Source organism: Erythrobacter donghaensis (assembly GCF_002155425.1).
GTDB classification, from domain to species: Bacteria; Pseudomonadota; Alphaproteobacteria; order Sphingomonadales; family Sphingomonadaceae; genus Erythrobacter; species Erythrobacter donghaensis.
Window position 1 is genome coordinate 317,319 of the sequence record NZ_MUYG01000011.1, and the last position, 13,771, is coordinate 331,089.

Below are 13,771 nucleotides of genomic sequence, written 5' to 3' on the forward strand. Positions count from 1 at the left end.
AACATTGGCCGGAGCCAGACGGCAAAAGGGCGCTGCCATCGCTGGCAACGCCCCTTCAATGCCATCTCGCAAAGGCACCCGGCCGATGCGATGCCGGCGCAATGAATATACAACCACCACGCGACGACCCCGCAGCGCGCGGCGTTTAAGCCATCCCCGGCAGCAGCCGCTCACCCGCGATGCGCTGCATCGCCTTCTGCAGCTTCTCGAACGCCCGCACTTCAATCTGGCGGATGCGTTCACGGCTGACGTCATAGGCCTGCGACAGCTCTTCGAGCGTCTGCGGCTTTTCGGTCAACCGGCGCTCGGTCAGGATGTGGCGTTCACGCTCGTTGAGGCTGTTCATCGCCTCGGCGAGCATTTCCATCCGCATCTGGCTTTCCTCGGCCTCGGCAACGGTTTCGTCCTGCAAGGGACGATCGTCTGTCAGCCAGTCCTGCCATTCGCCCGAGCCTTCCTCGCCCCCGCGCATCGGCGTGTTGAGCGAGCCGTCGCCGCCCATCATCATCCGCCGGTTCATGTTGATCACTTCCTGCTCGGGCACGCCGAGGTCGGTCGCGATCTTGGTCACGTCTTCGGGGCTGAGGTCGGTGTCCTCATAGGCTTCGAGCTGCTTCTTCATCCGGCGAAGGTTGAAGAACAGCTTCTTCTGCGCCGCGGTGGTGCCCATCTTCACGAGGCTCCACGAGCGCAGGATGAACTCCTGCATCGAGGCCTTGATCCACCACATTGCGTAGGTCGCGAGGCGGAAGCCGCGATCGGGTTCGAACTTCTTGACGCCCTGCATCAGCCCGACATTCCCTTCGGAAATCAGGTCGGCAACGGGCAGGCCATAGCCGCGGTATCCCATCGCGATCTTCGCGACGAGCCGCAGGTGACTGGAAACAAGCTGCGCGGCAGCTTCGGGGTCTTCATGTTCCTGATAGCGCTTGGCGAGCATGTATTCCTGCTCTGCCGTCAGCACGGGAAACTTGCGGATTTCCGACAGGTAGCGATTGAGGCTCTGCTCACCGCTCAGCGCCGGGACCGCCGTAGTCTTGGACTTGGTCACCATTGATTGCCTAACCTTTCTGTGTCGACCGCCTGCACAGGACCCCTGATGGGCATCCCGCGAACTGGGCCACGGGTTACGGGTATACGCGAAAATCTGTCAGATGTATGCGCGTTTCATCGATCACAATGCCGCAGTTGGTCGATCAGTTCCTGCATGTCGGCGGGCAGATCGCTGCGGAAACGGATGTTTTCGCCGTTCACGGGATGGACAAAGCCAAGCTCGGCGGCGTGGAGGGCCTGCCGGGCGAAGCCGAGTCGCTCCAGAACCGGGCGAAGGGATTTGGGGGTACGGCCATAGGCAGGGTCTCCCAATAGCGGATGGCCGATTGACGCACAGTGAACGCGCACCTGGTGGGTGCGCCCGGTCTCCAGCCGGCATTCGATCACGGCAGCGTCATCCAGCCGTTCGATGACCTTGTAATGGGTAATCGCCGATTTCCCTCGCGAGGAATTGTTAGGCAGCACCGTCATTTTCTTTCGGTCAGCGTCCGAACGCCCGACGCGGGCATTGATGGTGCCCTCTGCCGGGGAAGGGTGCCCGGCGCAGACCGCAATATAGCGGCGGTGGACGGTATGCGCGGCGAACTGCACGGCGAGGCCCTCATGTGCGGCATCGGACTTGGCGACCACAAGGAGCCCCGAGGTGTCCTTGTCGATCCGGTGGACGATGCCCGGCCGCGCCACGCCGTTGATGCCCGACAGGTTGCCACGGCAGTGGTGCAGCAGGGCGTTGACCAGCGTGCCGGTGATGTTCCCCACCGCCGGATGGACGACCATGCCCGCAGGCTTGTCGACGACGACCAGGTGTGCGTCCTCGTAAGCGATGGTGAGCGCGATGTCCTCTGCTTGCGCGGCGGCGGGCATGGCGGCGGCAAGGATGATGCGAAACGGCATCCCGGCGGCGACCTTGGCGGACGCGCTGGCGGCAGTCTTGCCCGCGACATCGACCCGGCCCTCGTCGATCAACCCCTGCACCCGCGCGCGGCTGAGCCCGGTGGCCTCGGCCAGCGCCTTGTCGAGCCGGGCGGGGCTTTCAATGGTGCCGGTGATGATTTCGCTTGCAGACATGATATGGCCATGCGCGATGAGGCATGAAGTGACAAGCCAAGCCCTCGGCCAGATACGCGCCGCCGCCGCCGCTGCGCATCCGCGTGAGGCTTGCGGAATCCTGCTGGGCACCGGCACCCGCATCACTGCGGCACGCGAGGCTGCCAATGTCCATGCCTCGCCGCAGACCCATTTCGAGATCGACCCGCAGGCGCTGATCGACGCGCACCGGCAGGCGCGGGGCGGGGGGGCGCAGGTGCTGGGCTATTTCCACTCGCATCCCTCCGGCCCGCCGGAACCTTCCGCCACCGACCGCGCCTGTGCGGCAGGCGATGGCAAGGTCTGGGCGATCGTCGCGGGCACCGAGGTGCGTCTGTGGCGGGACGACCCCGAGGGCTTTGTCCCGCTTTCGTACAGCGCCTGCGATCCGTAAGAATGCGCAGGTGATGACCGGTTTTGCCGCCTTTTTGCATCCATTTGCCCGGACAGGGGCCGGCACCGGTTGGCAAGGCGGGATTTTTACTCTTAGACAGTGTCTCATGTGTCTCCAACACGGCGGAACCTTAACCACGTCATGATCTCGCAAACCGACCTTGCCGCAATGCTGTGTTCGCGCCTGTGCCACGACATGCTCTCGCCGGTCGGCGCGCTCGCCAACGGGCTGGAGCTGCTCGCCGACGAGCAGGACCCGCAGATGCGCGCGCGCTGCATGGAGTTGCTCGAGCAATCGGCCAAGATCAGCACAGACAAGCTCAAGTTCTTCCGCCTCGCCTTTGGTGCCGCCGGGGGCTTCGGCGAGGCGATCCCGATCGAGGAAGCCAAGAGCGTGATCGACGCGCTCGCCTCCGATGCCAAGCGGGTCGAGGTCAACTGGGCGATCGTAGAACCCAGTCTGCCCAAGCCCGCGGTCAAGGTGCTGCTCAACCTTGCGCAGATCGCGCTGGATGCGCTGGTGCGGGGCGGCACGCTCGACATCGGGGCAGAGCGGCGCGACGGGGCAGTCGAGATCGTCGCCCGCGCGCGGGGCGACCGGATCGCCTTCGACGAGACCATCGGGCGGGCGTTGCAAGGCGACCTCGCCGAAGCCGAGATAACCAGCCGCACCGCCGCCGCGCATATGATCAGCGTGCTGGCCGAAGAGATGGACGGCGGCTTGCAGTACAAGCTCGGCGATGGCGCGCTGGTGCTGGGCGCGGTGCTGCCCGAGCCTGAAGGTATGATCGGCTGAGGACGCGGTGATGGAGGGGGAGGACGAACTGGTTCACGAGGAGCGCCTCTCACCCAATTTCGACGACCGCAGCCTGCCCGTCACCATGGCGGTGCTGCACTATACCGAGATGCAGCCGGTCGGCAGCGCGCTGGACCGGCTGACCGATCCGGAAGCCAAGGTCAGCGCGCATTACCTCATCACCGAGGAAGGCGGCGTGATCCGGCTGGTGCCCGAGGATCGCCGCGCCTGGCACGCGGGGACGAGCTACTGGCGCGGGGTGCGCGATGTGAACTCGGCGAGCATCGGGATCGAGCTCGACCACCCCGGCCACGGGCTCGGCTATCGCGGCTTTGCCGAGGCGCAGATCGAAGCGCTGATTCCGCTGCTCGCGCGGATCGTGAAGCAGTATGATATCCCGCGCGCCAATGTGGTGGGCCATTCCGACGTCGCGCCGTTGCGCAAGCTTGATCCGGGCGAGCTGTTTCCGTGGGATCGCCTCGCCGAATACAAGCTGTGCCTGCCGCGCCCGGCCTGCCTTGCAGCGGGCAATCCGTTCCACAACGACGGCTCGTTCTTCCTCGCGCTGGAACGCTTCGGCTACGACATCACCGATCAGGCCAAGGCGGTCGAGGCCTTCGAGCGCCGCTGGCGGCCCGAGCGCATCACCGGCGTGCCCGATGGCGAAATCGCCGCGATATTGTGGCAATTGCTGCTCGACCGCGATCAGGGGCGGACGCGCTAGCGGGAAAGGCTTTCCTAGCAACCCCCTCGCGCCTATAGCCGCCCGCGTCAGGGGGCCTGAGGCAGCCGCGCCGTGTGCGAGGAAAGTCCGGGCTCCACGAAACGAGGGTGGCGGGTAACGCCCGCCGGCGTCCCTTCGGGGGCGCAAGGGAAAGTGCCACAGAGAGCAAACCGCCGATGGCTGCCCGAAAGGGCGCACAGGCAAGGGTGAAAGGGTGCGGTAAGAGCGCACCGGGGGGCCGGCAACGGCAACCGCATGGCAAACCCCACCCGGAGCAAGGCCGAATAGGGGTCTCGCGCCTCTCGCAAGAGAGGCAGGCGTGTTTCGCGCCGAGAGACCCGGGTTGGCTGCTAGAGCGCCGGAGCAATCCGGCGAGCAGATGAATGGCTGCCACCGCAGGCACGTCCGCAAGGATACAGCCTGAGGAGACAGAACCCGGCTTATGATGGCCCCCTGATATGTGATACCCGATGGCAGGAGGCTGCCGATGCTTGTGTCACTTGCCGAACTTGTTGCCCTCACCCTCGGCCTCGCCGCGCGCCAGCCGGTCGAGCCGCCGCCTGCACCGACAATGGGCGATGAGGAGATCGAGGTTCTCGTCGATTGTGCCGCGACCCGCAATAGCTTCCTCACCGAGCGCGCCGGATGGGCGATCATCGATGCGCGCGGGATGACCCGGCCAGAGGCCTTGGCCGCGCAACTGCGTGGCATCCCGGCAAGCCAGCGCACGGTCATCTATCGCGGCGAATTCCGCGGGGGCGACATGCGTGCGCTGGCCCCGCAACTGGCGGGGGCCTGCCTGGTCGACACCATTCTCGACGGCAGCAATTGGGAAGACACCGCGATCCCGCAACTCCGGCTTGTGCGCGTGTCACTGCGCGAGGCAAAGGCGGCGCGGGTGGTGTGGCCGGGGCTGTCGACCTACGGGACCAACTTCGAAGGCACCGATTTCAGCGGTGCAAGCCTCACCGACATGCGCTTCGTCTCGGCCTATCAAGGCGCGAGCTTTGGCGACGTCAGCTTTCGCGGGGCCAAGCTGAGCGGTGCCAGCTTTGCCTGCGGGATCACGGTCAATGAATGGTGCATCAACGCTGGCCCCGATCTCACCGGAGCCGATCTGACCGGGGCGGATGTCAGCGGGCTCGGGCTATGGGACGAGAGCATGAACACGGGTGCGGTGCTGGGCAACACCACCGTCTCGCCGCGCTCGCTCGTGAACCTCGGCGCGGCGCGCATCACTGGCCCGTTGCGGCTGGCGACCTACTTCACGCCGACCTATCCGGATCCGGAAACGGCACCGGTCAGCGTCATGGTCAGCGCTGAGGCAGCGCGCGCTCTGATCGATGGCACGCTGGCTGCCAGCGCTAAGGACGACCGCGCGTCCTTCGATTGCGCCAAGGCCGCAAGCCCGGTCGAAACCATAATCTGCGGCGAATACGCCTCCGGTCTGCGCCGCCTCGACCGCGAGCTTGCCGAGGTGTGGGGCAGGCTGCGCGCGGCGGGGAAGGGCGATCTGGCCGATCAGCGCCGCTGGCTGCGCGCGCGCAGCGAATGCGGCGAGGATCAGACCTGCCTCGGAGACCGCTACGAAGCGCGCATCGCGTTCCTTTACGGGAAGCTCGGCCCCGGGATCACGCTCGCGCCGGGCGAGAGCGTGACCTACCACAGCGACCTGATGCCGCTGCCCGAGGCGATGCGCAGCGGGGCGCTGTATAAGCGCATCCTCCCGGTGCTGATCGACATGAGCTACCAGCGCGTTACGCTGACCGGCAATGCCGACGGCAGCATCGCGGCCGAAGGCGATGCGGTGGGTGGCAATGCGCATTTGTGCAATCTGAATGCGGCGGCGGCGAAGTTCGATCCGAAGACCGGCTGGTGGACCGCGGTCAGCGAGATTGATGGGGCCGTGATTCCGCTGTTCCGGGTCGACGGGCGGCGTATTCACTTCCGCTACAGCGGCAACCTCGGCGACACGCCCGTGGAGGCCAGCGATGTCATAAGTTGCGGCGCGCGAGCAGGGTTTGACAGCGGCATTGACCTGACGCCGCGCTGACCGGATCTGGCGTCGGAGTGCTGGCTCGGCCCGCCAACGGACGGGCCGCGAGCGCACGCGCGCGAGCCGCAGGTGCCCGTAGCGAAGCGAAGGAGCAGCACCGAGGACGAACGCGCGGAGGCGCGTTCGCAAACCAAGACAGCGGGGCCCCGGATCAAGTCCGGGGCGGGGAAGGGTTCACGCCCGCCCCACGCTCACATATTCGAAGCCCGCCGCGCGCATATCCTCAGGGTTGTAGATGTTCCTGAGGTCGACCATCACCGGCGCGTTCGCCAGTTCCTTGACCCGCTTCAGGTCGAGGGCGCGGAACGCGTCCCATTCGGTCACGATCACCACCACGTCGGCGCCCTCGATCGCCTCGTAGGCGTTGTCGCACATGGTGACTTGCGGAAGCAGCGGCCTTGCCTGCTCCATGCCTTCAGGGTCGTAGGCGGCCACGGCCACGCCCGCATCCATCAGCGTCTGCGCCACGGCGATCGCCGGGCTGTCGCGCATGTCGTCGGTATTGGGCTTGAAGGTGAGGCCGAGCAGCGCCGCCTTCTTGCCGCGTGCGGCTTCCGGTCCGCCGAGCGCATCGACCACCTTGCGGCCCATCGCGCGCTTGCGGCTGTCGTTGGTCTTGACCACCGCTTCGACGATCCGGGTCGGGCTGTCGTAATCCTCTGCGGTCTTGAGCAGCGCCAGCGTGTCCTTGGGGAAGCAGCTCCCGCCATAGCCGGGGCCCGCGTGCAGGAACTTCGACCCGATCCGGTTGTCCATCCCGATCCCGCGGCTCACGTCCTGCACATTCGCGCCGACCTTTTCGCACAGGTCCGCCATCTCGTTGATGAAGGTGATCTTGGTCGCGAGGAAGGCGTTCGCCGCATACTTGATCAGCTCGCTGGTGCGGCGGCTGGTGAACAGGATTGGCGATTCATTGAGGAACAGCGGGCGGTAGACCTCGCGCATCACCTCGCGCCCGAATTCGTCCTCGGCGCCGATGACGATACGGTCGGGGCGCTTGAAATCGCCGATCGCCGCGCCTTCGCGCAGGAATTCGGGGTTGGAGACGACCGCGAACTGGTGTGTCGTGCCGGTCTCGCGGATGATGCGCTCGACCTCGTCGCCGGTGCCGACGGGGACGGTCGACTTGGTGACCACCACCGCCGCGCCGCTCAGCTTTTCGCCGACTTCGCGTGCGACTTCGTAGACGAAGGTGAGATCCGCATGGCCATCCCCGCGCCGCGAAGGGGTGCCGACCGCGATGAAGATCGCCGCCGCACCCGCGATGCCTTCGCCCAGATCAGTGGTGAAGCTGAGGCGGCCGGCCTTCACATTGGTTTCGACCAGCGCATCGAGCCCCGGCTCGTAGATCGGCATCACCCCGGCATGGAGCCGGTCGATCTTGCCCTGATCCTTGTCGATGCAGACCACGTCATGCCCGAAATCGGCAAAGCACGCCCCCGACACGAGCCCGACATAGCCCGAACCCACCATCGCAATCTTCATGCAAGACCTGCCTTTACGCGAAAACCCGGCGCCTGCCCGGCGCGGCGCAAACCTATCGCGCCCGGTCGCCCTGGAACACCTCGACATGGCCAGCATCGCTGACGCGGGCCTGGAGGATGCGCCGCTGGTCGCCCTCGAGCACGAGCGCTGTAAGCACACCCGAACGGAAAGCGCCAGTGTCAATGCCGATGCGGTTGCCGCAATCCATCACGTGTTCGAAGATGGTATGCCCGTGCACCACCACCTTTTCGAGCGGGCCTTCGTGGCTCAAAAACCGGTCGCGGATCCACAGCAGGTCGCTGCGCCTCTGTTCGCCCAGCGGGCGGGAGGGATCGACCCCGGCATGAACGAAGACATAGTCGCCCGCGCGGATCATGGTATCGAACCCGGCGATATAGTCGCGGGTGTCCTGCGATACGATCTGCGGGAGGATTGCGAAGATTTCCTCCAGGCTCATCTCGCTCAGCTGGCGGGAGGACAGGCCATAGCTCATCACGGTCTCGCGCCCGCCGTGCTTGAGGAAGTGGCGCAGCGCATCGGGCTTTTCGAAGGCGGCTAGGAACATCTCCTCGTGATTGCCCGCCAGCACTCGCACATTGCGGGTCTGCTGCCATGCCCGCGTGCGCTCGACCACGCCGGCGCTGTCGGGCCCCCGATCGACCAGATCGCCGAGCACGATGATGCGGTGATCCAGTGTCGGGGCCGCCGCGATTTCGCCTTCGATCGCGTCGATCAGCGCCTTGTAGAGATCGAGCCTGCCGTGGATGTCGCCGATCGCGTAATAGCGCGTGCCATCCGGAACCGCCGCGAGTTTGGGCGGCGGCGGGGGGCGGAAAAAGTCGCGCAATTGCTGAAGCATAGGTGAACAACGATCCGGTTGGGCGACCCGTTGAAGGGCTGCGTGGCAGGGGCTTGTGGCCTTGTCTTTTGCCAGCAGGGACGGGCGCATACGCCCCTCAACGCCTGCCTGCAACACACCCTTCGCCGCTAGCGACCAGTGGTGCGAAAATGTCGCCCGGCGGCCACGTAAAAATCCTTGGCCGTTCGCGATTAATCGAGCGTGAAGCTGACCGTGGTCACCACCCGCACTTTCTTGAACGGGCTGTCCGCCGATCCCCAGCCGCCTGCGTGGCCATCGCGCGCCTCGATTTCGAAATAGCCCTGTGTCGCGTCCCTGATCTTGCCGACGCCGGAATTGGAATCCTCGGCGAATTGCTGGGCCGCGGCGCGTGCGTCCTTGGTGGCCTCGGCGACCATTTCGGGCTTGATATCGTTCAGCTTGGTGAAGGTGTAGGCCATGCCCGAGCCTTCCTCGAGAAACACCCCGCGCCCGACCAGATCGAACTGCCGCGCCACCGCCTTCTGCGCGCGGGCGATGTCGGTGGTGCGCAGCGCGAGGCGCTGGCGCACGGTGTAGGTGGTGACGCGGTTGTAATCGGTGTTGCTCGACACGTTGGCGCCGGTCGGCTGGAGCGCATCGGCGGGAAAGCCGAGCTCCTTGAAGAAGCTCTCGATGCTGGCCGTGTCGCGCCGCACCTTGTCCTGCGCCTCGGCGAGGCTGCCGGAGGTCGCCGAATAGGAGATCGTCCATGTCGCGAGATCGGCCATCACCTCGCGTTCGGCCAGCCCGCGCACGGTGACCGATCGTTCGGCATCCTTGGCGCGCAGCAGACCGTCGCCGAGCAGGTATCCGCCCGCAACCATCCCGACCGCGAGGATCGCCGCCGTGCCGAACCAACGCAGGCTCGCAGGCTCACTCAGGCCACCCTTCGTCGCATTCGCCGGTTGCACATCATCGCCGCTCATACCATGTTCCTCCTGAAAGAGTTGATGCGACGAGTTGTGCATCAGCGTCGATGAACCGTTTTTGAATGGAATTGCGCCATGGTGAAATATCTCCACTCGATGATCCGCGTCACCGACCCCGATGCGACGGTCGCCTTCTTCGAACTGATCGGCCTGAAGGAAGTGCGCCGGTTCGACAGCGAGGCCGGGCGCTTCACATTGATCTTCCTCGCCGCGCCGGGGCAGGAGGGGCTGGCCGAGGTCGAACTGACCTATAACTGGCCTCCCGAAGACGGCAGCCCCGCAGAGGACTATAGTGGCGGACGCAATTTCGGGCACCTCGCCTACCGGGTGGAGGATGTCTACGAGACGTGTCAGCGCCTTGCCGATGCAGGCCACATCATCCACCGCCCCCCGCGCGACGGGCACATGGCCTTCGTCAAATCCCCCGATGGGATCTCGGTCGAGTTGTTGCAGGAAGGCCATCTCGAACCGGCCGAACCGTGGGTCAGCATGCCCAATACTGGCAGCTGGTAATCCGCTTGTTCTGCGTGCTCGGGGCAATATACCCGGTGTAAACCATTAAAAAATCAGGGATGGTTGCGCGGCCCCCGCAAGTCATGTAATTTGACGACTTGCTTGGGGAGGGGGGTCGCCTTGTCCATTACGGAGCCCGACCTGTGGCAGTGGCTTGCCCTGCTACAGCGTGAATTGCTGCTGTTTGCCGGTGTGTTCTTCCTGATTGGCGCGCTCGACGATCTTGCGGTCGATGCGCTGTGGCTGTGGCTCAAGGCCACGGGGCGCGCGGTGACGCAGCGGCGCAGCCGGCTGGCGCTGCGCGGGCGGAAGCTGTCCGGGCCGGTCGCGGTGCTGATCCCGGCCTGGCAGGAAGCCGCGGTGATCGGCCAGACCATCCGCCACCTGCTCGCCAGCTGGCCGCAGGCCGAGCTCCGGCTCTATGTCGGCTGCTATCGCAACGATCCGGCGACGCTCGGCGCGGGGATAGCCGCGGCGGCGGGTGATACGCGGCTGCGGCTGGTGATCCACGACCGCGAGGGGCCGACCACCAAGGCCGATTGCCTCAACCGCCTATTCGCCGCGCTGCTGCTCGACGAGGAACGCGCCGGGCGGCGCTTTACCGCGATCCTCTTCCACGATGCCGAGGACATGGTCGATCCCGCCGCGCTTGGCCTGCTGGACGAAGCCATCGCGCAAGGGGCGGATTTCGTGCAGCTTCCGGTTGAGCCGCTGGTGGTGCGCCATCGCGGCTGGCTCGCGCGGCAGATCGGCAGCCATTATTGCGAGGAATTTGCCGAGGCACATGGCAAGGCGATGGTGGTGCGCGATGCGCTTGGGGCGGGCCTGCCGGGGGCGGGCGTGGGCTGTGCCGCCTCGCGCCGGGCGATCGACCGGCTGATCGCGCGGCATCAGGCACAGGGCGGCGGCGGCCTGCCCTTCGCCAGCGATTCGCTGACCGAGGATTACGAGCTCGGCCTCGCCATCGCCGCGGCGGGCGGGCGCTGCCGCTTTGTCCGGGCGCGCGGCGGGGACGGGCGGCTGATCGCCACCCGCGCCTTCTTTCCGCACCGCTTCGACACGGTGATCCGCCAGAAGAGCCGCTGGGTGCTGGGCATCGCCTTGCAGGGCTGGGACCGGGTCGGCTGGGCCGGGGGCGCATCGGAGTTCTGGATGCGTGCGCGCGACCGGCGCGGGCCGCTCACCGCGCTGGTGCTGCTGGCAGGCTATGCGCTGGTGCTGCTGACCGGGCTGCTGGGCGCGGCGGTGGTGGCGGGCGTGGCCGAGCCTGCGCCGCTCACCCCGCTGCTGGCGGCGGTGCTGATCGCCAACGCGCTCGCCTTTGCCTGGCGGATCGTCATGCGCTTTGCCTTCACCGCCCGCGAATATGGCCTGCGCGAAGGCCTGTGGGCGGTGCTGCGCCTGCCGCTCGCCAATGTCGTCGCGATCATTGCGGGGCGGCGTGCGGTGTTCGCCTATGCCCGCAATCTCGGCGGGCGGGCGGTGGTGTGGGACAAGACCGAGCATGACACGCACCCGGCGTCCGGCGACGCGATCAAGGCCGGGCCCGCGTGACAGGCGGGTCAGCCCATGCGGCTGCGGGCGCGAGGCTGCGGGGAGGTCCGCTGGTGATGCTGGCGCTGGTGCTGGCAGGCTGGGCGACGGCGCGCACGGTGTGGTGGGACGATCCTTTCGCGTCCGCCGTTGCAGAGGCTGACGCGGGGCCGTTTGCCACGGCTGGCGTTCCGACAAAGCCCTCGCCGCCTGCCGCTTTCGCGGCGACGGAACGCGCGACCGACGCACTACTGCTCGCCGCGCCGGGGTGGCTGCCCAAGCGACGCCGCCCCGTTCTCCCCGCTATGCGCCTAGCCGCGGGTGCGAGCCCGGTGGCCCGTCCACCCGGCGGGAGCGATCCGCGCACCATTATCAGTCCCGCGCCGCGCGCTGCTCCTTCCGCCGCGCCTGTTGAGCCGCAAGCGCCGCCCTTCGCCCCGTTCCTGCCTGCGCCCGCATTTGCCCCCGACCGCGCGCAGCCGAAGCGCTGGTCTCTCGATGGCTGGGCCTTCTGGCGGCAGGGGTCGAGCGCCGCGCCGGTCAGCCAGGGGCGGGTGCCGGTCTATGGCGCGAGTCAGGCGGGCGCGGTGCTGCAATATCGCCTCGCCCCGTCCTCGCCGCATGACCCGCGGCTCTATGCCCGCGCCTACCGCGCGCTGGTGCGGCGGGGGGAGAGCGAGCTGGCGCTGGGCGCTTCGGCCCGCCCGCTCCCCCGTGTGCCGCTGCGCGTGGCGGGCGAGGTGCGCTACACCGATGCCGCCTTCAGCAACAGCTGGCGCCCGGCGGCCTATGCCGTCACCGAGATTCCGCCGCTGCACCTGCCGCTCGGGACCCGGCTGGAAGCCTATGGACAGGCTGGCTGGGTCGGCGGGCCGCAGCCGACCCCCTTTGCCGACGGGCAGGCGAGCCTCACGCGCGAGCTGCCCGCGCTTGCACGCCTTTCGGGCGATCGCCTGCGTCTCAGCCTCGGTGCGGCGGCGTGGGGCGGGGCGCAGGAGGATGCGCAGCGCCTCGATATCGGCCCGACGCTGCGGTTCGACCTGCGGATCGGTGAGGTGCCCGCGCGCATTTCGGTCGACTGGCGCGAGCAGGTTGCGGGCGACGCCGCGCCGCGATCGGGCATGGCGGTGACGCTGGCGACGGGGTTTTGACGGTTTTTGGCTTTTGGGCCACCTTTCGGTGGCGCAGACGCTCTCGTTCTTTGGCCGCCCCGCCGCCCCACCCGGCCACCGTGACCTGGTGGTACTATCGGCGGCCGGGTTGGGCCAAAGAACAAGAACGCGGGGCGGGAGGTCTGCATCGCGCGTCAGCGCGATCGTAGAACAAGTGCGCGCCACGCCTTCCAACCCCCCGCCGCCTCGGCTAGCGTCAGCGGCATGGACGTTTACCTGCCCATCGCGAATCTCTCGGTCAACGGGCTCTATATCGTCCTGCTGGGCGGGCTGACGGGCATCCTGTCGGGCCTGTTCGGCGTGGGCGGCGGGTTTCTGACGACCCCGCTGCTGATCTTCTACGGCATCCCCCCCACGGTCGCGGCGGCGTCGGCAGCGACGCAGGTGACCGGCGCGAGCGTCTCGGGCGTGCTCGCCCATTCGCGCCGCAAGGGGGTGGATTACCGGATGGGCGGGGTGATGGTCGGCGGGGGGATCATCGGCGCGCTGATCGGGGCGGTGCTGTTCAGCGCGCTGCAATCGCTCGGCCAGATCGACGTTGTGATCAGCATTCTCTACGTGCTGATGCTCGGTTCGATCGGGACGCTGATGCTGCGCGAGGCGGTGAGCGCGATCCGCCCCGGGATGCTCGGCAAGGGCGGGGCGCAGGTGAAGAAACGCCGCCACCACCCGCTGGTCGCCAGTCTGCCCTATCGCTGGCGGTTCTATGCCTCGGGCCTGTATATCTCGCCGCTGGCTCCGGCGATCCTCGGGATGCTGGTCGGGATCCTGACCATGCTGATGGGCGTGGGCGGCGGGTTCCTGCTGGTGCCGGCAATGCTCTACATCCTCGGCATGAGCGGCAATGTCGTGGTCGGCACCTCGCTGTTCCAGATCCTGTTCGTGACGATGGTCACCACCATGACCCATGCGCTGACGACCAAGGCGGTCGATCTGGTGCTGGCCGCGCTGCTGCTGCTGGGATCGGTGCTGGGCGCGCAGTTCGGCACGCAGATCGCGCTGAAGGCCAAGCCCGAATATCTGCGCCTCGCGCTCGCGGCGCTGGTGCTGCTGATCGCCCTGCGGATGCTCTACGGCCTCGGCGTGCAGCCTGACGAGATCTACACCGTGGTGCCGCTTTGAGGGGGTGGCCGTGAGGTGGCCGGCGCGCC

At 67.1% G+C, this 13,771-nt stretch carries 13 protein-coding genes and 1 other RNA gene; 9 read left to right on the forward strand and 5 right to left on the reverse strand.

Annotated elements, in window-relative coordinates:
* Positions 1-145: 145 nt before the first annotated feature.
* Together rpoH and BZF59_RS13105 are read right to left on the reverse strand one after the other, a co-directional pair.
* Complete coding sequence (rpoH, locus tag BZF59_RS13100; RefSeq protein WP_086608699.1) at positions 146-1,054, reverse strand: RNA polymerase sigma factor RpoH; 909 nt, start codon at positions 1,052-1,054, stop codon at positions 146-148.
* Between the two features lie 113 nt (positions 1,055-1,167).
* The gene (locus tag BZF59_RS13105) at positions 1,168-2,121 is read right to left on the reverse strand and encodes an RluA family pseudouridine synthase (protein WP_086608700.1); all 954 of its coding nucleotides are present in this window, start codon (positions 2,119-2,121) and stop codon (positions 1,168-1,170) included.
* A 28-nt stretch (positions 2,122-2,149) separates the two neighbouring features.
* Between BZF59_RS13105 and BZF59_RS13110 the strand changes: the two genes are divergently transcribed.
* The 5 genes from BZF59_RS13110 (at position 2,150) to BZF59_RS13130 (ending at position 6,105) form a co-directional block, all read left to right on the forward strand.
* A complete protein-coding gene (locus BZF59_RS13110) occupies positions 2,150-2,533 on the forward strand; it encodes a M67 family metallopeptidase (protein ID WP_425429579.1) in 384 nt (127 codons plus the stop codon).
* 141 nt (positions 2,534-2,674) lie between these two features.
* Positions 2,675-3,328 carry a histidine phosphotransferase family protein gene (locus BZF59_RS13115; RefSeq protein ID WP_086608702.1) on the forward strand — a complete coding sequence of 218 codons (654 nt, stop codon included), beginning with the start codon at positions 2,675-2,677 and terminating at the stop codon, positions 3,326-3,328.
* Between the two features lie 10 nt (positions 3,329-3,338).
* A complete protein-coding gene (locus BZF59_RS13120; RefSeq protein WP_086608703.1) occupies positions 3,339-4,052 on the forward strand; it encodes an N-acetylmuramoyl-L-alanine amidase in 714 nt (237 codons plus the stop codon).
* A 49-nt stretch (positions 4,053-4,101) separates the two neighbouring features.
* Positions 4,102-4,511, forward strand: an RNA gene (gene rnpB, locus BZF59_RS13125) — RNase P RNA component class A.
* Positions 4,512-4,539: 28 nt separating this feature from the next.
* Complete coding sequence (locus BZF59_RS13130) at positions 4,540-6,105, forward strand: pentapeptide repeat-containing protein (RefSeq protein WP_086608704.1); 1,566 nt, start codon at positions 4,540-4,542, stop codon at positions 6,103-6,105.
* 177 nt (positions 6,106-6,282) lie between these two features.
* Here BZF59_RS13130 and BZF59_RS13135 read toward each other — a convergent pair whose 3' ends face one another.
* The 3 genes from BZF59_RS13135 to BZF59_RS13145 form a co-directional block, all read right to left on the reverse strand.
* Positions 6,283-7,593 (reverse strand): UDP-glucose dehydrogenase family protein, encoded by a 1,311-nt coding sequence (locus BZF59_RS13135; RefSeq protein ID WP_086608705.1) that lies wholly within the window; start codon positions 7,591-7,593, stop codon positions 6,283-6,285.
* Positions 7,594-7,645: 52 nt separating this feature from the next.
* Positions 7,646-8,452 (reverse strand): metallophosphoesterase, encoded by an 807-nt coding sequence (locus tag BZF59_RS13140; RefSeq protein ID WP_086608706.1) that lies wholly within the window; start codon positions 8,450-8,452, stop codon positions 7,646-7,648.
* Positions 8,453-8,643: 191 nt separating this feature from the next.
* The gene (locus tag BZF59_RS13145; RefSeq protein ID WP_086608707.1) at positions 8,644-9,399 is read right to left on the reverse strand and encodes an SIMPL domain-containing protein; all 756 of its coding nucleotides are present in this window, start codon (positions 9,397-9,399) and stop codon (positions 8,644-8,646) included.
* 78 nt (positions 9,400-9,477) lie between these two features.
* Here BZF59_RS13145 and BZF59_RS13150 point away from each other — a divergent pair, with 78 nt between their 5' ends.
* The 4 genes from BZF59_RS13150 to BZF59_RS13165 all read left to right on the forward strand — a co-directional run bounded on the left by BZF59_RS13150 (position 9,478) and on the right by BZF59_RS13165 (position 13,742).
* Entirely contained in the window at positions 9,478-9,915 is a 438-nt protein-coding gene (locus tag BZF59_RS13150) for a VOC family protein (RefSeq protein WP_086608708.1), read from the forward strand.
* Positions 9,916-10,035: 120 nt separating this feature from the next.
* The gene (locus BZF59_RS13155) at positions 10,036-11,469 is read left to right on the forward strand and encodes a glycosyl transferase family protein (RefSeq protein WP_086608709.1); all 1,434 of its coding nucleotides are present in this window, start codon (positions 10,036-10,038) and stop codon (positions 11,467-11,469) included.
* Complete coding sequence (locus BZF59_RS13160) at positions 11,466-12,599, forward strand: hypothetical protein (RefSeq protein WP_143738173.1); 1,134 nt, start codon at positions 11,466-11,468, stop codon at positions 12,597-12,599. The genes BZF59_RS13155 and BZF59_RS13160 overlap by 4 nt, the downstream gene beginning before the upstream one ends.
* A 225-nt stretch (positions 12,600-12,824) precedes the next feature.
* Positions 12,825-13,742, forward strand: a complete 918-nt coding sequence (locus BZF59_RS13165) for a sulfite exporter TauE/SafE family protein (RefSeq protein ID WP_086608711.1) — start codon at positions 12,825-12,827, stop codon at positions 13,740-13,742.
* Positions 13,743-13,771: the final 29 nt, after the last annotated feature.